This window comes from Pseudomonas sp. RIT-PI-o, assembly GCF_001297215.1.
Lineage (GTDB): Bacteria > Pseudomonadota > Gammaproteobacteria > Pseudomonadales > Pseudomonadaceae > Aquipseudomonas > Aquipseudomonas moraviensis_A.
Genome location: NZ_LHPA01000026.1, coordinates 198265 through 216433 on the forward strand (window position 1 = coordinate 198265; position 18169 = coordinate 216433).

The window sequence follows — 18169 nt, forward strand, 5'->3', positions numbered from 1 at the left end:
GGTAAGTTTTAAGCTGCAAGCGACAAGTGTAAGAACTTAAGTCAGAGTCGGATGCCCAATGTCAGGCATTTTCCCGGCAGTTGTACGACTGGTTAACCGCCGGTGTAGGATGCGCGCCCCTCGGACGTCTATCCGACCGAATCTTCGTTCCACAGCCTTTGGAACCCGAAACAGCTATGTCATCGCGTAAATTTGGACTCAACCTGGTGGTGGTGCTGGCCATCGCTGCCCTGTTCACCGGTTTCTGGGCGCTGGTCAATCGCCCGGTCACGGCGCCGAACTGGCCGCAGCAGATCTCCGGCTTCTCGTATTCGCCATTCCAGCAGGGGCAGTACCCCCAAAGGGATCAGTACCCGTCGGACGACGAGATGCGCCGTGACCTGGAAATCATGAGCAAGCTGACCGACAACATCCGTATCTATTCGGTCGACGGTTCGCTGGGAGACATCCCGAAGCTGGCTGAAGAATTCGGCCTGCGGGTCACCCTCGGCATCTGGATCAGCCCGGATCAGGAACGCAACGAACGGGAGATCGTTAAAGCCATCGAACTGGCCAACACCTCGCGCAGCGTCGTGCGGGTAGTGGTCGGCAACGAGGCACTGTTTCGCGAGGAGATCACCCCTGAGGCGTTGATCGTTCTGCTGGATCGGGTGCGCGCTGCCGTCAAGGTACCAGTGACTACCTCCGAGCAATGGCACATCTGGGAAAAATACCCGCAACTGGCCAAGCACGTTGATTTGATCGCCGCCCACGTCCTGCCCTACTGGGAGTTCATTCCCGTCGACAAGGCCGGCCAGTTCGTCTTCGACCGCGCCCGCGATCTGAAAAAACTGTTCCCGAAAAAACCGCTGCTGCTGTCCGAAGTCGGCTGGCCGAGCAACGGGCGCATGCGCGGTGGTGCCGATGCATCGCCAGCGGATCAGGCGATTTATCTGCGCACACTGGTCAACAAGCTCAATCGCCAAGGCTTCAACTACTTCGTGATCGAAGCCTTCGACCAGCCGTGGAAAGCCAGCGATGAAGGTTCCGTCGGCGCCTATTGGGGCGTGTTCAATGCCGCGCGCCAGCAGAAATTCAATTTCGAAGGCCCGGTAGTAGCGATTCCGCAATGGCGCGTGCTGGCGATCGGCTCGGTGGTGCTGGCGCTGCTGTCGCTGACCCTGCTGATGATCGACGGCTCGGCCCTGCGCCAGCGCGGCCGGACGTTCCTGACGTTTATCGCGTTCCTGTGCGGTTCGGTGCTGGTGTACATCGGTTACGACTACAGCCAGCAATACAGCACGTGGTTCAGCCTCACGGTGGGATTTCTTCTGGCACTCGGTGCGCTCGGGGTGTTCATCGTCCTGCTCACCGAGGCCCATGAGCTGGCCGAAGCGGTGTGGATTCACAAGCGCCGGCGCGAATTCCTGCCAGTGCTTGGCGACTCGGACTACCGGCCGAAAGTCTCGATCCATGTGCCCTGCTACAACGAGCCGCCGGAGATGGTCAAACAGACCCTCGATGCACTGGCCGCGCTCGATTATCCGGACTTCGAAGTCCTGATCATCGACAACAACACCAAGGACCCGGGGGTGTGGGAACCGGTGCGCGATTACTGCGAAACACTGGGCCCGCGCTTCAAGTTCTTCCACGTATCGCCGCTGGCAGGTTTCAAGGGCGGCGCGCTGAATTATCTGATCCCGCACACCGCCAAGGACGCCGAAGTGATTGCGGTGATCGATTCCGATTACTGCGTGCACCCGAACTGGCTCAAGCACATGGTGCCGCACTTCGCCGACCCGAAAATCGCCGTGGTGCAGTCGCCGCAGGATTATCGCGACCAGAACGAAAGCACCTTCAAGAAGCTTTGCTACGCCGAGTACAAAGGTTTCTTCCACATCGGCATGGTCACCCGCAACGACCGTGACGCGATCATTCAGCACGGAACCATGACCATGACCCGCCGCTCGGTGCTGGAAGAGTTGGGCTGGGCTGACTGGTGCATCTGTGAAGACGCCGAGCTGGGCCTGCGCGTGTTCGAAAAAGGCCTGTCGGCGGCGTATTACCACGACAGCTACGGCAAGGGCCTGATGCCGGATACCTTCATCGACTTCAAGAAACAGCGTTTCCGCTGGGCCTACGGCGCGATCCAGATCATCAAGCGTCATACCCGCAGCCTGCTGCGCGGCAAGGACACCGAGCTGACCCGTGGCCAGCGTTATCACTTCCTCGCCGGGTGGCTGCCGTGGGTTGCCGGTGGCATGAACATTTTTTCCCCCGTCGGCGCGCTGTTGGGGCGGGCGGCAATGATCCTCGCCCCGCAAGGGGTCGTTCCGCCGCTGCTGTTTTCCGCAACCCCGCCGCTGGCGCTGTTTGTGTTCAAGGTCGGCAAGATCATCTTCCTCTACCGCCGCGCGGTGGGGGTGAATCTGAAGGATGCGTTCTGCGCGGCACTGGCCGGCCTGGCGTTGTCGCACACCATTGCCAAAGCGGTGCTGTACGGCTTCTTCACCAGCAGCATTCCGTTCTTCCGCACGCCGAAAAACGCCGACAACCACGGCTTCTGGGTGGCGATCAGCGAAGCGCGTGAAGAGCTGTTCATCATGCTGTTGCTGTGGGGTGCGGCGCTGGGGATTTTCCTGGTCAACGGCATGCCGAGCAATGACATGCGCTTCTGGGTGACCATGCTGCTGGTGCAGTCGCTGCCGTATCTGGCAGCGCTGATCATGGCGTTCCTGTCGTCGTTGCCCAAACCTGCGGCCAAGGCTGAGCCGGCACCGGTCGTCTAAATCCGCAACGCAGCACTAAACGGCGGCCAACGGTCGCCGTTTTGCTTTAAGATAACCGCCATTTTGCGGGGCTTGGCGGCGTCCCCGGTTCGACTGACCGAACCCAATCCCTGTAGGAGTGAGCCTGCTCGCGATGGCGGTGTAACAGTCGATATGTATGTTGACTGATTAACCGCTATCGCGAGCAGGCTCACTCCTACAGTTGTCCGCGCCCACATTCATGATCTTCGGAGTTTTCCATGACGGCCCACGCCGACCTATCGCCGACCCTTCAACTGGCCATCGACCTGATCCGCCGTCCCTCCGTGACCCCGGTCGACGCCGACTGCCAGAAGCAGATGATGCAGCGCCTGGGCGACGCCGGTTTCACCCTGGAGCCGATGCGCATCGAAGATGTGGATAACTTCTGGGCCACTCACGGCAACAACGACGGTCCAGTGCTGTGCTTCGCCGGTCACACCGACGTGGTGCCGACCGGCCCGGTGACGGCGTGGCAGATCGACCCGTTCAACGCCGTGATCGACGAACACGGCATGCTCTGTGGCCGTGGCGCGGCGGACATGAAAGGCAGCCTGGCGTCGATGACCGTCGCCGCCGAGCGTTTCGTCGCCGATTACCCGAATCATAAAGGCAAGGTTGCGTTCCTGATCACCAGCGACGAAGAAGGCCCGGCGCATCACGGCACCAAGGCGGTGGTCGAGCGTCTGGTCGCGCGCAACGAGCGTCTGGACTGGTGCATCGTTGGCGAGCCATCGAGCACCACGCTGGTCGGCGATGTGGTGAAAAACGGCCGTCGCGGTTCCCTCGGCGCCAAGCTCACGGTCAAAGGCGTGCAGGGTCATGTGGCCTACCCGCACCTGGCGAAGAACCCGATTCACCTCGCCGCTCCGGCGCTGGCCGAACTGGCCGCCGAGCACTGGGACAATGGTAACGACTTCTTCCCGCCGACCAGTTTCCAGGTTTCCAACCTCAATTCCGGTACCGGCGCGACCAACGTGATCCCGGGCGATCTGGTGGCGGTGTTCAACTTCCGCTTTTCCACCGAATCGACTGTCGAAGGCCTGCAAAAGCGCGTTGCCGATATCCTCGACAAACATGGTCTGGACTGGCACATCGACTGGGCACTGTCCGGCCTGCCATTCCTCACCGAGCCGGGCGCGCTGCTCGATGCGGTGTCGTCGAGCATCAGGGACATCACCGGTCGCGAAACCAAGGCGTCGACCAGCGGCGGCACCTCCGATGGCCGCTTCATCGCGACCATGGGCACGCAAGTGGTTGAGCTGGGCCCGGTCAACGCGACTATCCACCAGGTCAACGAGCGCGTGCTGGCGGCGGATCTCGATGTACTGACCGAGATTTACTACCAGACCCTGATCAAGTTGCTCGCCTGATGCTCGCGTGTCCGATTTGCAGTGAACCGCTCAATGCGGTGGACAACGGCGTGGTCTGCCCTGCCGGGCATCGGTTCGACCGTGCGCGCCAGGGCTATCTGAACCTGCTGCCGGTGCAGCACAAGAACAGCCGCGACCCGGGCGACAATCAGGCGATGGTCGAAGCGCGACGTGATTTCCTCAACGCCGGACATTACGCGCCAGTCGCTAAACGTCTGGCTGAATTGGCGGCCAGTTTTGCCCCGGAGCGCTGGGTCGACATCGGCTGTGGCGAGGGTTATTACACCGCGCAAATCGCCGAGGCTCTGCCCCATGCGGATGGCTATGCGCTGGACATTTCCCGCGAAGCCGTCAAACGCGCCTGCAAGCGCAACCCGGCGATTACCTGGTTGATTGCCAGCATGGCCCGCGTGCCATTGGCTTCGGGCAGTTGCCAGTTTCTCGCCAGCGTCTTCAGTCCGTTGGACTGGGAGGAAGCCAAGCGTCTGCTCAGCGTCGGCGGCGGCCTGATGAAAGTCGGCCCGACCCGTGGCCATCTGATGGAATTGCGCGAGCGTCTGTACGACGAGGTGCGCGAGTACACCGACGACAAGCACCTGGCTCTGGTGCCGGCCGGCATGGCGCTGGCCCATAGCGAGACGCTGGAATTCAAGCTGACCCTGGACAAGCCCGAGGATCGCGCCAACCTGTTGGCGATGACACCCCACGGCTGGCGTGCCAGTGCCGAGCGTCGCGCGGCCGTGATCGAACAGGCCGAGCCGTTCGAGACCACCGTGTCGATGCGCTACGATTATTTCGTTCTTCAATAACTTTTGGTCTCGGGCACAGGCCCGGGGCCGGCTAAATCCGCGAATGGATTTTTCAGACCCGCAGTGAGGACATCCATGCGCCAACCGGACATCGAGATTTACCTGAAAGACGCCGACGTCGACCACAAGGCCATTTCCGCCTGGCTCGGCGCAGCGCTGGGCCCGTGCAGCGACTGGGTGCAGAAAGGCCAGACGTACAAGTGCAAGGCCGGCAACGTACCGGTGACCTGGCTGCCGAAGGCCGTGGGCAAGTGGAACAGTCTGTACCTGGAAAGCGACCAGACGCCTTGGGACGATGACATCGCCTGCGCCCGCGCAGCCTTTGCCGCGCTGAACGTCGAAGTGCGTTGCGCACCGGGAACTTGGGTCGAAGAAGAGGGTGAGGAAACCGCCGATCGCTGGATTCGCATCAGCGCAGACGGAGAAGAAGAGATCACCTGGAAAACTGCCTGAAAGCAAAAGATCGCAGCCTTCGGCAGCTCCTACGGGGTCATGTGTACACCTGTAGGAGCTGCCGAAGGCTGCGATCTTTTGGTCTTCAAGGTTACAGGCCTACAACATCCTCAGCCTGCAAGCCCTTCTCGCCGGTAATCACCGCGTACTCGACCTGTTGACCTTCGGTCAGCGAGCGATGCCCTTCGCCGCGAATCGCGCGGTAGTGCACGAACACGTCCACCCCGTCTTCGCGCTGGATAAAGCCGTAGCCTTTGGCGTCGTTGAACCACTTCACGTTGCCGGTTTCGCGTGTTGCCATCTGTTCATACTCCTTTTTTATTATTGAACAGGCTTTTCGCAGGAAAGCCTTCGAGGAACGTCAGCCTGCGTCCGACGTCCATAAAAGGGCCCCGGCGACAGACCGCCGAGTATATGACAGGTGCGAAAAGTCTCAACAGGAGATTACTTCGCCGCTTTTTTGCCGATTTTCAGCGAATCCGGCACACTATCGACCGCCCGAGCACTTGCTCGGTTTTATTCACTCACGCAGAAGCCGTATGACCCGTTCCCCGTTCCGCCGTCTTGTGTTTGGCACCCTGCGCCGCCTGCTGTATCTCTGGGTTCGCTCCGAGACCATCAATCAGTCGTCGTTCACCCTCAACCTCGACCGCAGTCGTCCGGTGTTCTACGTCCTGCAAAACCCCTCGCTGACCGATCTGGCGGTGGTCGACACCGAGTGCACCAAGGCCGGCCTGCCGCGTCCGGTGCTGGCAGTGTCGGTGGGTTCGTTGATCGAGCCGGCGGCGTTTTTCTATCTGACCCCGGACCCGGACTGGCTCGGCCGCCAGGACAAACGCGGTGCGCCGCCGACCCTGACCCGTCTGGTCAGCGCGCTGACGCAGAACGCTGCCGAAGACGCGCAGATCATTCCGGTCAGCGTGTTCTGGGGTCAGTCGCCGGACAGCGAAAACAGCCCGTGGAAACTGTTGTTCGCCGACAGTTGGGCCGTTACCGGACGCCTGCGCCGGCTGCTGAGCATCATCGTCCTCGGGCGTAAGACCCGCGTGCAGTTTTCCGCGCCGATTCATCTGCGTGAGCTGATCGATCACAACAAGGGCCACGAACGCACCGTGCGTATGGCTCAGCGCATCCTGCGGGTGCACTTCCGCAACCTGAAAGCCGCAGTGATCGGCCCGGACATTTCCCACCGGCGCAATCTGGTCAAGGGCCTGCTCAACCAGCCGCTGGTCAAACAGGCGATCCTCGACGAAGCCGAGCGCGAAAATATCTCCCTGGAAAAAGCCAAGGCTCAAGCCCTGCGCTACGGCAACGAGATTGCCTCGGACTACACCTACACCGCGATTCGTTTTCTCGAAGTGGTGCTGAGCTGGTTCTGGAACAAGATCTACGACGGCATCAAGGTCAACCACATCGAGGGCGTGCAGAACGTCGCGCAAGGTCACGAAGTGATCTACGTGCCATGCCATCGCAGCCACATCGACTACCTGCTGCTCTCGTATCTGCTGTTCCGCAACGGCCTGACCCCGCCGCACATCGCCGCCGGCATCAACCTCAACATGCCGGTGATCGGCAGCCTGCTGCGCCGTGGCGGCGCGTTTTTCATGCGTCGCACGTTCAAGGGCAACCCGCTGTACACCTCGGTGTTCAACGAATACCTGCACACCCTGTTCACCAAAGGTTTCCCGGTCGAGTATTTCGTCGAGGGCGGCCGCTCGCGCACCGGACGCATGCTGCAACCGAAAACCGGCATGCTCGCGATTACTCTGCGCAGTTTCCTGCGTTCGTCGCGGATGCCGATCGTGTTCGTCCCGGTGTACATCGGTTACGAGCGCGTGCTCGAAGGGCGCACCTATCTGGGCGAGCTGCGCGGGGCGAGCAAGAAGAAAGAGTCGATCTTCGACATCTTCAAAGTGATCGGCGCGCTGAAGCAGCGCTTCGGTCAGGTCGCGGTGAACTTCGGTGAGCCGATCAAACTGGCGGAATTCCTCGACGCCGAGCAACCGGACTGGCGCCAGCAGGAACTCGGCCCGCAGTTCAAACCGGCGTGGCTCAACGAAACCACCAACCGCCTCGGCGAGAAGGTCGCTCGACACCTGAACGAAGCGGCGGCGATCAACCCGGTCAATCTGGTGGCGCTGGCGCTGCTATCGACCACGCGTCTGGCCCTGGACGATCGCGCCATGGCACGGGTGCTGGATCTGTATCTGGCGCTGCTGCGCAAAGTCCCGTATTCGCCGCACACCACCTTGCCGGAAGGCGATGGCCGTGCGCTGATCGAGCATGTGAAAGACATGGATCTGCTCGCCGAGCAGAACGATGCGCTGGGCAAGATTCTGTATCTGGACGAGCAGAACGCCGTCCTGATGACTTACTACCGCAACAACGTCCTGCACATTTTCGCCCTGCCCTCGTTGCTGGCGAGTTTCTTCCAGAGCACCTCGCGCATGAGCCGCGAGCAGATCCTGCGCTATACCCGCGCGCTGTATCCGTACCTGCAATCGGAGCTGTTCATCCGTTGGAGCCTGGACGAACTCGACGCGGTGATCGATCAATGGCTGGAAGCGTTCGTCGAACAGGGCCTGCTGCGTTTCGAGAAGGATGTTTATCTGCGTCCGGCACCGAGTTCGCGGCATTTCGTGCTGCTGACGCTGCTGTCGAAAAGCATCGCGCAGACCTTGCAGCGTTTCTACATGACCGTGTCCCTGCTGCTCAACAGCGGCCAGAACAGCATCAGCGCCGAAGAGCTGGAAGACTTGTGCACGGTCATGGCCCAGCGCCTGTCGATCCTCCACGGCTTGAACGCCCCGGAGTTTTTCGACAAGAGCCTGTTCCGCCATTTCATCCAGACCCTGCTCGACCTCGACGTACTGCGCCGCGACGAAGCCGGCAAGCTCAGCTACCACGAACTGCTTGGCGAGCTGGCCGAAGGCGCGGCCAAGCGCGTGTTGCCGGCGGAAATTCGCCTGTCGATCCGCCAGGTCGCGCTGCACCGCAGTGAAGATGCGGCGGAGCAGGTTACCGCGTTGCCGGAAGCCTGACGCAAATCCCTGTAGGAGTGAGCCTGCTCGCGATAGCGGTTTTTCAGTCAACATCACTGTCGTCTGACACACCGCTATCGCGAGCAGGCTCACTCCTACAATTGAATGGAGTACTACATGAACAAACTGCTAACCCTCGCCGCCGCTACCCTGCTCAGCGCCTGCCAATCAACCACCCCCGGCAAGGCCAGCCTCGACGGCGAAGTCTTCTACCTGCAACGCATCGCCCTGCCGCCGAGCGCGACCCTGAGTGTCAGTCTGCAAGACGTGTCGCTGGCCGATGCGCCGGCCGTGGTCCTCGCCCAACAAAAAGGCCCAATCGAAGGCCAGGTGCCGCTGCCGTTTCATTTGAGCTACGATCCGGCGCAGGTCAAACCCGGCCACCGTTACTCGGTCAGCGCACGCATCGAGGTCAACGGCGAGCTGATGTTCATCACCACCGAAAACCACGCCGTGCAACTCGACGGCAACGACCCGCAGCCGCTGAAAATCCGCGTCGACGCCGTTCGTTAATCCATTTTTCGCCACAAGGAAGCCGCCATGCGCCGCTCTACCCTTCGCTTCGCCGCCGTCTGCGCCGGCCTGCTGATCTCTGCCAACGCCCTGGCCCTGTCGCTCAATGACCTGTCGCAGCAAGACGCCACCGGCGGCCTCAAGGACGCCCTGACCCAGGGCGCGCAGATCGCCGTGAAACAACTCGGCACCCCGGGCGGTTTCAGCAACAACCCCGAGGTGAAAATCGAGCTGCCGGGCAAACTCGGCAAAGCCGCGAGCAAGATGAAAGCCTTCGGCATGGGCGCCCAGGTCGAAGAACTGGAAACCGCGATGAACAAAGCCGCCGAATCCGCCGTGACCCAGGCCCAGCCAATCCTCGTCGACGCGGTGAAAAAAATGAGCGTGGCCGACGCCAAAGGCATCCTCAGCGGCGGCAACGATTCGGCGACCCAATACCTGAACAAATCCAGCCGCGAACAGATCCGCGCGAAATTCCTGCCCATCGTCAAACAAGCCACCGACAAGGTCGGCGTCGCGCAGAAGTACAATTCGTTTGCCGGGCAGGCAGCGGCATTCGGCGTAGTTGATGCCAAGAGCGCCAATGTTGAGAGTTACGTCACCGAGCAAGCACTTAATGGCCTGTTCGAGATGATCGGCAAGCAGGAAGAAACGATTCGTCAGAACCCGGCCGCTGCGGCGACGAGTCTGGCGAAGAAGGTGTTTGGTACGTTGTAAACGGGCATCACGCGGGGCGAAGTGATTCGACCCCGTGTCTTTTTTCTTCTACGGGCCCGCACAAAAAATACACCGCCTCCCGGCCCATCTTTCTTCTGGCGAATATTTGCAACTGCTCCAACCCTTCCAACATCGATTTCGCCTCACTGCCCGTGCAGGAAAAATTTTCCGCGACGTTGCTCGCCGTAAATTCCTTCGCTTCCCCGCTTTTAGCCACCTGATATAGGGCGCGCTGCCGTTGCGTCAGTTGCTCAAATACGCCAGAGCTGATCAGCCAACGGTCAAAATCCTCGGTGTCTGCCACGCTCTTGCGGTAAATATCGGTAAAGCCGACCACGGCTCGCAGAATGACAGAACACTGGAACTCGATGAAATAGGTCAGATCCAGCTCATCCGCCTCGGTGTGCAGATAGGAGCGCCCGTATTTCACCGGTGCATTGCGTAGCAACAGGCTGATCGTAATGTAGCGAAAGCCCGCGAACTCATGTTTGAACATGAACCAGTAAAACAAGGCTCTCGCAACCCGCCCGTTACCGTCGCGAAAGGGATGTTCGTAACCCATGGCGAAATGCAGCGTGATGGCCTTGATCAGTGGATGCAAATAGTTTTTTTCCAGGATCGAGGCATCGGGCTGATTGATCCAGCCGGACAGCCTCGCCAACCGCGAAACCAGACCCACCGCAGGAGGCGGTCGGTGCACGGTGTTGCCCGAACCATCCTGAACAACCACCTCATCATTGGTTCTGAACAATCCAGGGGAATACTGCTCGTCATCAATCCCCTCCACACCCACTCGATGGATCTCTGCAATCAGCTCAATGCTCAGAGGTTCATAACGCTTTTCCCAAGCGAAATTCATCATTCGATAATTACCCATGACCATGCGCTCATCCGGCGTCCGCGGCTGGCGCTGATGCTTGAGCATGTCCTTGGCAACACGAGTCGTGGTCGCCGCGCCCTCCAACTGGCTACTTGCGATGGCTTCGTCTTCGATCAGGTCATTGAGCAGACAAGAGAAATGCACACGTTCGCCGATCTGACTGGTCATGTAATCCAGCGCGGCCGTACTGGCGTGACGATCCACCACAGCCAAGGTTTTCTGCGCCAGCGGCGTTGGCACATATTTGCCCCACTGCACCGGCTCGCCCAACGGCAACAAACGGATGTACTGGGCTGCCCGCGCCTTCTTCACCAACGCCCAACAAAGGTTGGCGTCCAATCCCGCAGGCCAGCGATAGCGCAACGCCTCGAATGGCAGATAGCGCCCCTGATCATCGAGGGGCTTGAGCAGCGCCAGATAATCCGCAAGTCGTTGCTTGTGGGGCGAGCGGGCCAACAGGTCGAAAACAGGATCCGTTCTGCCGCTTAATGTCGGTGGCTTCTTCATGGGACAGCCTCAAGGACTCGGAAAAACAGAACCCGGAGTACAGCATTCGACGGGCAGCGCCTCAAGATCGGAGGTTTCTGAAAAAGCTGTAGGAAGGCAGCGTGAATTGGCGAGTTGAAATGAATTGGCTGTCAGACGGCCTTCGCGAGCAGGCTCGCTCTCACAGAAAAGCAAAATCAAGATCAAAAGATCGCAGCCTTCGGCAGCTCCTACACAATGAGCGCAAGCTCGAGTACCGCTTTTGATCTTGCCGTGCCGGCCCCATCGGCAGGCTGAGTGGAGGGATTGATCCGGGCGTGGGAGCGCAGCGACCGTTTGGCGCAGCCAAACACAGCGGGAGGAGGTGCAGCGAAGCAAACCGGAGACGCTGCGCCCGGATTGATCCCGGAGCGAAGGAACCCCGAGCCCCAGCGAGGGGCCGAACGCCGGGGCCCAGCGTTTTGGTTACTTTTGGGCGTCTGCAAAAGTGACCCGCTGTAAGAGCGGAACCGCCAGCCGCAACACCCAAAAAAAACGGATATTCACTCAGAACACCCAAAGCATGGTCGGCCCTCAGGCCGCCACGCAACCACAACTCAAACGGAGTCTTTGCGAACCCTGAACCAGGCCGCATACAACGCTGGCAAAAACAACAAAGTCAGCGCCGTAGCCACAATCAACCCACCCATGATCGCCACCGCCATCGGCCCGAAAAACACACTGCGCGACAACGGAATCATCGCCAGCACCGCCGCCAGCGCCGTCAACACAATCGGCCGAAAGCGCCGCACCGTCGCCTCGATGATCGCCTGCCAAGGCCTGAGCCCGGCAGCAATATCCTGCTCGATCTGATCCACCAGAATCACCGAGTTGCGCATGATCATCCCGGACAGCGCGATCGTCCCCAACATCGCCACAAACCCGAACGGCTGCCGGAACACCATCAGAAACAGCGTCACCCCGATCAACCCCAGAGGTGCGGTGAGAAACACCATCGCCGTACGCGAGAAACTGCGCAGTTGCACCATCAGCAAGGTCAGTACCACGACAATAAACATCGGCACGCCGGCATTCACCGACTTCTGCCCGCGCTCGGAATCCTCCACCGTGCCGCCGACATCCAGCAGATAACCATCGGGCAATTCGGCGCGAATCGGGTCAAGCGTCGGCATGATCTGTTTGACCAGCGTCGCCGGTTGCTCCTTGCCATAAATATCGGCACGCACGGTCACGTTCGGCAGGCGGTTGCGGTGCCAGATGATGCCTTCCTCGAAGCCATATTCCAGCGTGGCAATCTGCGACAGCGCTACACTGCGGCCGTTATCGGTCGGCACCGCGAGGCTCGGCAATAACGACAACTCAGTGCGTTCATGCACCGTGCCGCGCAGCAGAATCTCGATCAATTCGTTATCTTCGCGATACTGGCTGACCGTTGAGCCGACCAGCGAACTCTGGAGGAATTTCGCCAGATTGGCGGTGCTCACGCCAAGTGCGCGGGCGCGGTCCTGGTCGATGTTCAGATACACCACCTTGCTCGGCTCTTCCCAGTCCAGATGCACATTGACCACATGCGGGTTCTCGCGAACCTTGGCCGCCACTTTGCGCGCCAGCGCTCGGACCTCTTCAATGTGTTCGCCGGTGACGCGGAACTGCACCGGATAGCCAACCGGCGGACCGTTTTCCAAACGAGTAACCCGCGAACGCAGGGCCGGGAATTGTTCGTTGAGGGTTTCGATCAACCAGCTGCGCAGCGCTTCACGCTCTTCGATGGTTTTCGCCAACACCACAAACTGGGCAAAACTCGCCGCCGGCAATTGCTGATCCAGCGGCAGGTAGAAACGCGGCGAGCCAGTGCCGACATAGGCCACATAATTCTCGATACCGGCGTGCTCCTTGAGCAGCGCCTCGAGGCGTTTGACTTCACTGGTGGTGTTGGCCAGCGAAACGCCTTCGGCGAGTTTCAGATCAACCATCAACTCCAGCCGGTTCGAAGCCGGGAAGAACTGCTGCGGGACGAAACGGAACAGCATCACCGAGGCGATGAACAGGCCCACGGTCAGCACGATCACCGTCTTGCGATGCGCCACGCACCACTCCACCAGTCGCCGCACGCGCTGATAAAACGGCGTCGCGTACGGGTCCGGCTGACCATCGCCAGTGCCGTGTTTTGCCGCATGAATTTTCGCCAGATCCGGCAGGAGTTTTTCCCCCAGATACGGCACGAACATTACCGCCGCGACCCATGAGGCCAGCAAGGCAATGGTCACCACTTGGAAAATCGAGCGGGTATATTCGCCAGTGCCGGACTGCGCAGTGGCAATCGGCAGGAAGCCGGCGGCGGTGATCAACGTGCCGGTGAGCATCGGAAACGCCGTACTGGTCCAGGCATAACTTGCCGCGCGAATGCGATCGAAACCCTGCTCCATTTTGATCGCCATCATTTCCACGGCGATGATCGCGTCGTCCACCAGCAGCCCCAGCGCCAATACCAGTGCACCGAGGGAGATCTTGTGCAGGCCGATCCCGAGGTAGTACATGCAGGCGAAGGTCATCGCCAGCACCAGCGGAATGGTCAACGCGACGACCATGCCAGTGCGCACGCCGAGAGAGAAGAAACTCACCAGCAGGACGATCGCCAGCGCTTCGACCAACACCTGAACGAACTCGCCGACCCCGGTTTTCACTGCGGCCGGCTGATCGGAGACCTTGCGCAGCTGCATCCCGGCCGGGAGATTTTTCTGGATCCGCGAAAATTCGCCTTCCAGCGCTTTGCCCAGCACGAGAATGTCGCCGCCCTCCTTCATCGCCACGGCCAGACCGATCGCATCGTCGCCCATGAAACGCATGCGCGGCGCCGGGGGGTCGCTGAAACCGCGACGCACATCGGCGATATCGGAGATGCGGAACGTACGATCGGCGACGCGGATCGGAAAGTTCTTTATCTCATCGACTGTCTGAAAATCCCCTGAACCGCGTAGCTGCAAGCGCTCGCTACCGGTTCCGAAGAACCCCGCCGTAGAGACCGCGTTCTGCTCCTCCAGCGCCTGCTGCACCGCTGCCAGCGGCAAGCCGAGGGTGGCGAGCTTGACGTTGGACAGCTCGACCCAGATCTTCTCGTCCTGCAGGCCGAGCAGTTCGACCTTGCCGACGTCCTTGACCCGTTGCAGCTGGATCTGGATGCGGTCGGCGTAATCCTTGAGCACGGCGTAATCGAAACCGTCGCCGGTCAGCGCGTAGATATTGCCGAAGGTGGTGCCGAACTCGTCGTTGAAAAACGGCCCCTGGATTCCCGGCGGCAAGGTCTGGCGGATATCACCGACCTTTTTGCGCAACTGGTACCAGAGGTCGGGGATTTGCTTGGAGTGCATCGAATCGCGGGCAATGAAAGTGACCTGGGATTCGCCGGGGCGGGAGAACGACATGATGCGTTCGTACTCGCCGGTTTCCATCAGCTTCTTTTCGATGCGTTCGGTGACCTGGCGCGAGACTTCCTGCGCGGTCGCACCGGGCCAGCGGGTCTGGATGACCATCGCCTTGAAGGTGAACGGCGGGTCTTCGCTCTGGCCGAGTTTGGTGTAGGACAGCGCGCCGACAACGGCGAGCAAAAGCATCAGGAACAATACGATCTGGCGATTACGCAACGCCCATTCGGAGAGGTTGAAGCGCATCGGGGCTTACTCCTTGTTCGCCAGATTGACCACACGGTTGGAGCGATCCACCGGTCGCACCTGCTGACCATCGAGCAACACATGGACGCCGGCGGCCACCACCCAGTCGCTGGCGCTCAGGCCTTCGAGCACTGCCACGCTTTTCTCGCCGAACGGACCGACCCGCACCGGGGTTTTCTTCAACGTGTTGTTGCCGTTGACCACCCAGACGTAGGTCGCGCCGTTCTCAGCGGTCAGCGCCGAAAGCGGAATGGACAGCGAAACACTGTCGGCCGCTTGCACGAACACCCGGGCGCTCTGCCCCAATTGCGCCGGGACTTTGCCGCTGGTGAAGGAGATACGCGCGGCAAAGGTGCGTGAGCGCGGGTCGGCGGATGGCGACAGCTCGCGGATCTGCCCGGCGAAGCGTTGATTCTGCTGTGCCCACAATTCTACGGAGACCGGCTGACCGACCTTGAAGCGGCCGAAGCTTTGCTCCGGAAGGCTGATCAGGACTTCGCGTTCACCATCGGTGGCGAGAGTGAACACGGTTTGCCCGGCGGCGACCACTTGGCCGACTTCCACCGAACGCTTGGCCACCACACCGTCCTGTGGCGCACGCAGCACCGCGTAACTGGCCTGGTTGGTCGATACGTTGAATTCGGCTTTGATTTGTTTAAGGCGGGCTTCGCCGGAGCGGTATAGATTTTCCGCGTTGTCGTAGGCCGAGCGGCTGACCATCTGCCGCTCCATCAGGGTTTTGTAGCGATCGCGCTCGGCGCGCACCAGGTTCAGATTGGCCTCGGCGGCGGCGACCTGCGCGCGGGTGGCCTCCAGTTGCAATCGTACGTCTTGCGGATCGAGTTCGGCCAAGGGCTGATCGGCCTTGACCCGCTGACCTTCGTCGACCAGTCGTCGGCTGACTTTGCCGCCGATGCGGAACGCCAGATCAGGCTCATAACGGGCGCGAACCTCGCCCGGATAACTTTCCATCGCCTGCGCCGAAGGCTCGGGTTGCACCACCATGGCCGGTCGCACGGTGACTTTCGTCACCTCTTCCTGACCGCACGCCGATAACAGGAACGCCAGACTGACTGGCACGGCAAAGGACAACGCATGGCGGAACATGGTGACGGACCTTTCGCGAATGAGGCTTAGAATATTTATACTGGCGGGTATGGTATTAATAGCAAACTCACCAGTCCAGTATTAAAAGCGAAGAATGTCGAACAATCTTTCAGCTCCAAACGGCCCGGGCCGCCCCAAGGATCTGGCCAAGCGCCAGGCGATCCTCGACGCGGCGAAAACCCTGTTTCTCTGTCATGGCTACGCCAACACCAGCATGGACGCGGTCGCCAGCGAGGCCGGCGTGTCGAAGCTGACGGTCTACAGCCATTTCAACGACAAGGAGACGCTGTTTTCCGCCGCCGTCGTCGCGAAATGCGAGGAGCAACTGCCGCCGCTGTTCTTCGAGTTGCCGGAAAACATCCCGGTGGAAAATGTGTTGCTGAACATTGCCCGAGGCTTCCACCAACTGATCAACAGCGATGAATCAGTCAACCTGCACCGCTTGATTATGGCGCTGGGCAGCCAGGACCCGAAACTGTCGCTGATCTTCTTCGAGGCCGGCCCCGAGCGTGTGGTCAACGGCATGGAAGGTTTGCTGGCGAAGATCCATGCGAGCGGCGCGCTGAGCATCGACCAGCCACGCAATGCCGCTGAGCATTTCTTCTGCCTGATCAAAGGCGCGGGAAATTTCCGTTTGCTGTATGGCTGCGGCGAGCCGCTGACGGGTGAGGCGGCGGAGCGCCATGTGAGGGAGGTGGTGGGGTTGTTTATGAGGGCGTACAAACCCTGACAGTTTTGCGGTGCTTGTGCAGACCGCTTCGCGAGCAGGCTCGCTCCCACATTGGAATGCATTTCAACTGTGGGAGCGAGCCTGCTCGCGAATGGGGCGACGCGGTCTCAGGGCTTCAGCGCTTTTTTAGGATAAATGTCATACCGGCTCGATTTTCCATCCAGCGCATGGCTCGGTTTCGGCCCTTCGATGCACGGTGCCTTGCGCGGGCGTTTGACGACTACCCGGTGCGTGGCCAGCGCCAGCGCCGCTTCAAGCAGGGCCGGTGCATCCGGATCATCGCCCACCAGCGGGCGGAACAGGCGCATTTCCTTTTTCACCAACGCGGTTTTCTCGCGATGCGGGAACATCGGGTCGAGATAGATCACCTGCGGCGGCTCCCCTTCCCAACTGCGCATCACTTCGATGGAGTTGCCCTTGAGCAATTTCATCCGCGCCACGATCGGCGCCACGTCGAAATCTTCCGCCGCCCGCGCCAGCCCATCCTCGAGCAGCGCGCCGATCAACGGCTGGCGCTCGATCAGGCTCATTTCACAACCGAGACTGGCCAGTACAAATGCATCCTTGCCCAGCCCCGCGGTGGCATCGAGCACACGCGGGCGCACGCCTTGTGCGATGCCGACCGCTTTGGCGATCATCTGCCCGCTGCCGCCGCCATACAAACGCCGGTGCGCCGCGCCGCCTTCGACAAAGTCGACCCGCACGGGGCCCGGGGCGTCCGGACCAAGCTGCTGCAATTGCAACCCCTGCTCGCCGACCTGCAAGGCGAACTCGCCGTCCGCCTCGCCGAGCGGCAAGCCGAGACGTTCGGCCCAGTGCTCGGCTTGTGCTTGAAACGTCGGGGCGAGGGCCTGGACATGGATGCGGCAGGCCGCGGGTGACTCGATCATGAAAAAACGCTCAAAAAAGTTAAGGATCGACAAAAACCGCCGATAAACCATTCAACGCGCATTTTGCCAGAGCTGAGCGGCAACCGAAAAAAATGTCAGGCATTCTTCCCACATCGATTGGCTACGTTTCGCCCCATGGCGACTTCAGCCGTCATAACACTCAAGCACTGAGCGGCGTCAGTCACCTGTGGCAGGATTTCTTTGCCCAGGCCCTGGCCGAACAGACGAGTGAAGTGGTGCCGGCCTGTGGCACGTTTCCACCGGTTGACCTGAACAGCCCGGAAGAACCGACCGTTGGCAGCGAGCTGCACGCGCACATCGTCAGCCAGCGCGAGTGCGATGTGGTTGAAACCGAAGTTCGCCCGCCAGAGCCGTTGTTCCTGCCAATCGCTGAATTCGAAATGGAGCTGCTGGACAAGCCGTTCCCACCGTTCCCGCCAGAAGAACTCAAAGCCCAGCAAGAGCAGCAGGATTTCGACAGCAGTTGGGTGCGCCCGATCGTGATCAATAATGGCCAGCCGCTGCCTGAGCCAGGCCCCGCTCCGCAAAAACGCCCGCTGTACCTGCCGATCGCCGAGTTCGACCTGGACTTGCTGCAGAAGCCGTACCCACCGTTCCCGCCGGAAGAAATCGTCGAGCAGCAGAAGGCCCTGGACTTCGACAACGGCTGGGCTCGCCCGATCGTTCTGCAGAACCTGCGCCTCGCCGCCTGACCC

General features: G+C 60.6%; 14 protein-coding genes. 9 read left to right on the top strand and 5 right to left on the bottom strand.

Annotation, left to right across the window (positions count from 1 at the left end; genetic code table 11):
* Positions 1 to 176 precede the first annotated feature (176 nt).
* The 4 genes from AEQ63_RS17830 (at position 177) to AEQ63_RS17845 (ending at position 5421) form a co-directional block, all read left to right on the top strand.
* The gene (locus AEQ63_RS17830) at positions 177 to 2768 is read left to right on the top strand and encodes a glycosyltransferase (protein ID WP_064364264.1); all 2592 of its coding nucleotides are present in this window, start codon (positions 177 to 179) and stop codon (positions 2766 to 2768) included.
* A gap of 239 nt (positions 2769 to 3007) precedes the next feature.
* The gene (dapE, locus tag AEQ63_RS17835; RefSeq protein WP_042606970.1) at positions 3008 to 4159 is read left to right on the top strand and encodes a succinyl-diaminopimelate desuccinylase; all 1152 of its coding nucleotides are present in this window, start codon (positions 3008 to 3010) and stop codon (positions 4157 to 4159) included.
* Positions 4159 to 4968: a putative RNA methyltransferase gene (locus AEQ63_RS17840; protein ID WP_042606969.1), complete on the top strand. Its 810-nt coding sequence runs from the start codon at positions 4159 to 4161 to the stop codon at positions 4966 to 4968. Before dapE ends, AEQ63_RS17840 begins: the two co-directional genes overlap by 1 nt.
* A gap of 75 nt (positions 4969 to 5043) precedes the next feature.
* On the top strand, positions 5044 to 5421 hold the full coding sequence (locus AEQ63_RS17845) for a hypothetical protein (protein WP_064364265.1): 378 nt from the start codon (positions 5044 to 5046) through the stop codon (positions 5419 to 5421).
* 91 nt (positions 5422 to 5512) lie between these two features.
* Here the strand turns inward: AEQ63_RS17845 and AEQ63_RS17850 are convergent, their stop codons facing one another.
* On the bottom strand, positions 5513 to 5722 hold the full coding sequence (locus tag AEQ63_RS17850; protein ID WP_007908870.1) for a cold-shock protein: 210 nt from the start codon (positions 5720 to 5722) through the stop codon (positions 5513 to 5515).
* A 238-nt stretch (positions 5723 to 5960) separates the two neighbouring features.
* Between AEQ63_RS17850 and plsB the strand changes: the two genes are divergently transcribed.
* The 3 genes from plsB to AEQ63_RS17865 all read left to right on the top strand — a co-directional run bounded on the left by plsB (position 5961) and on the right by AEQ63_RS17865 (position 9692).
* Positions 5961 to 8462 (top strand): glycerol-3-phosphate 1-O-acyltransferase PlsB, encoded by a 2502-nt coding sequence (gene plsB, locus AEQ63_RS17855; protein WP_064364266.1) that lies wholly within the window; start codon positions 5961 to 5963, stop codon positions 8460 to 8462.
* A gap of 117 nt (positions 8463 to 8579) precedes the next feature.
* A complete protein-coding gene (locus AEQ63_RS17860; RefSeq protein ID WP_042606966.1) occupies positions 8580 to 8975 on the top strand; it encodes a YbaY family lipoprotein in 396 nt (131 codons plus the stop codon).
* Between the two features lie 27 nt (positions 8976 to 9002).
* Positions 9003 to 9692, top strand: coding sequence for a DUF4197 domain-containing protein (locus AEQ63_RS17865; RefSeq protein ID WP_064364267.1), 690 nt, complete (start codon positions 9003 to 9005; stop codon positions 9690 to 9692).
* 7 nt (positions 9693 to 9699) lie between these two features.
* On the opposite strand, the gene AEQ63_RS17870 is transcribed toward AEQ63_RS17865, so the two are convergent.
* The 3 genes from AEQ63_RS17870 to AEQ63_RS17880 form a co-directional block, all read right to left on the bottom strand.
* Positions 9700 to 11079, bottom strand: coding sequence for a Fic family protein (locus AEQ63_RS17870; protein WP_064364268.1), 1380 nt, complete (start codon positions 11077 to 11079; stop codon positions 9700 to 9702).
* A 575-nt stretch (positions 11080 to 11654) separates the two neighbouring features.
* A complete protein-coding gene (locus AEQ63_RS17875; protein ID WP_064364269.1) occupies positions 11655 to 14726 on the bottom strand; it encodes an efflux RND transporter permease subunit in 3072 nt (1023 codons plus the stop codon).
* Between the two features lie 6 nt (positions 14727 to 14732).
* Positions 14733 to 15833: an efflux RND transporter periplasmic adaptor subunit gene (locus tag AEQ63_RS17880; protein WP_064364270.1), complete on the bottom strand. Its 1101-nt coding sequence runs from the start codon at positions 15831 to 15833 to the stop codon at positions 14733 to 14735.
* 94 nt (positions 15834 to 15927) lie between these two features.
* Here AEQ63_RS17880 and AEQ63_RS17885 point away from each other — a divergent pair, with 94 nt between their 5' ends.
* Positions 15928 to 16563 (top strand): TetR/AcrR family transcriptional regulator, encoded by a 636-nt coding sequence (locus AEQ63_RS17885; protein ID WP_064364271.1) that lies wholly within the window; start codon positions 15928 to 15930, stop codon positions 16561 to 16563.
* A gap of 107 nt (positions 16564 to 16670) precedes the next feature.
* On the opposite strand, the gene AEQ63_RS17890 is transcribed toward AEQ63_RS17885, so the two are convergent.
* Complete coding sequence (locus AEQ63_RS17890; RefSeq protein WP_064364290.1) at positions 16671 to 17453, bottom strand: class I SAM-dependent methyltransferase; 783 nt, start codon at positions 17451 to 17453, stop codon at positions 16671 to 16673.
* Positions 17454 to 17545: 92 nt separating this feature from the next.
* Here AEQ63_RS17890 and AEQ63_RS17895 point away from each other — a divergent pair, with 92 nt between their 5' ends.
* Complete coding sequence (locus AEQ63_RS17895) at positions 17546 to 18166, top strand: hypothetical protein (protein ID WP_042606960.1); 621 nt, start codon at positions 17546 to 17548, stop codon at positions 18164 to 18166.
* Positions 18167 to 18169 lie beyond the last annotated feature (3 nt).

Bases quoted from the DNA above. Each gene is read 5' to 3' on its own strand.
- AEQ63_RS17895 (WP_042606960.1), top strand. From the start codon at position 17,546: ATGTCAGGCATTCTTCCCACATCGATTGGCTACGTTTCGCCCCATGGC.
- AEQ63_RS17860 (WP_042606966.1), top strand. From the start codon at position 8,580: ATGAACAAACTGCTAACCCTCGCCGCCGCTACCCTGCTCAGCGCCTGC.
- AEQ63_RS17865 (WP_064364267.1), top strand. From the start codon at position 9,003: ATGCGCCGCTCTACCCTTCGCTTCGCCGCCGTCTGCGCCGGCCTGCTG.
- dapE (WP_042606970.1), top strand. From the start codon at position 3,008: ATGACGGCCCACGCCGACCTATCGCCGACCCTTCAACTGGCCATCGAC.
- AEQ63_RS17880 (WP_064364270.1), bottom strand. From the start codon at position 15,833: ATGTTCCGCCATGCGTTGTCCTTTGCCGTGCCAGTCAGTCTGGCGTTC.
- AEQ63_RS17870 (WP_064364268.1), bottom strand. From the start codon at position 11,079: ATGAAGAAGCCACCGACATTAAGCGGCAGAACGGATCCTGTTTTCGAC.
- plsB (WP_064364266.1), top strand. From the start codon at position 5,961: ATGACCCGTTCCCCGTTCCGCCGTCTTGTGTTTGGCACCCTGCGCCGC.
- AEQ63_RS17845 (WP_064364265.1), top strand. From the start codon at position 5,044: ATGCGCCAACCGGACATCGAGATTTACCTGAAAGACGCCGACGTCGAC.
- AEQ63_RS17830 (WP_064364264.1), top strand. From the start codon at position 177: ATGTCATCGCGTAAATTTGGACTCAACCTGGTGGTGGTGCTGGCCATC.
- AEQ63_RS17885 (WP_064364271.1), top strand. From the start codon at position 15,928: ATGTCGAACAATCTTTCAGCTCCAAACGGCCCGGGCCGCCCCAAGGAT.
- AEQ63_RS17875 (WP_064364269.1), bottom strand. From the start codon at position 14,726: ATGCGCTTCAACCTCTCCGAATGGGCGTTGCGTAATCGCCAGATCGTA.
- AEQ63_RS17890 (WP_064364290.1), bottom strand. From the start codon at position 17,453: ATGATCGAGTCACCCGCGGCCTGCCGCATCCATGTCCAGGCCCTCGCC.
- AEQ63_RS17850 (WP_007908870.1), bottom strand. From the start codon at position 5,722: ATGGCAACACGCGAAACCGGCAACGTGAAGTGGTTCAACGACGCCAAA.
- AEQ63_RS17840 (WP_042606969.1), top strand. From the start codon at position 4,159: ATGCTCGCGTGTCCGATTTGCAGTGAACCGCTCAATGCGGTGGACAAC.